Raw genomic sequence first — 590 nt, 5'->3', positions numbered from 1 at the left:
TGGCGTATGTGATGTATACGTCGGGGACGACAGGGCAGCCTAAAGGGGTGATGGTCAATCATTCGTCAATAATAAATCTCAGTCAATGGGTATCTAAAACTCATGGATTGATTGCCGGGCTGAAAGCCCTATTATTTTCCGACTATGTTTTCGATGCTTCGATCTATGAATTATTTCCCTGCTTAATGACTGGTAGTGAAATTTCGATTTGTACTGAGCAGGTACGATATAATCCTGAAAAACTATGTGAATTGATCGAGGCAGTTGGTATACAAAAGGCATTTATTCCAACGATTATGATTAATCAATTTGCTGAGCTATTGATTGAAACTGGGCTGAAAGTTTTGCATACGGGAGGGGAAGTTTTATCTTTGCCCTTTGAGCTCTCTGAAATACCAAGCTCATTAACACTCTTCAATCAGTACGGCCCGACCGAAGTTTGTGTCATGGCTACGCAAGCAGATATAACTAATGTTAAGCACACTAATATTGGTAGACCTATTAATAATGCGCGCCTGTATGTACTAAATGCCCGACAGTCTCTCGTTCCGGTAGGGGTCCCCGGTGAGCTTTACATTGGGGGGGCAGGC

At 42.7% G+C, this 590-nt stretch carries 1 protein-coding gene; it reads left to right on the top strand.

Translation table 11 applies throughout. The features are described from left to right. The coding region (locus ACM2FC_RS23600; RefSeq protein WP_498483470.1) for an AMP-binding protein at positions 1-590 on the top strand (590 nt) is incomplete at both ends.

The organism is Vibrio sp. A37 (assembly GCF_059777565.1).
Note: the sequence above shows the minus strand (reverse complement) of the source record. Positions and strands in the feature narration are given on the sequence as shown.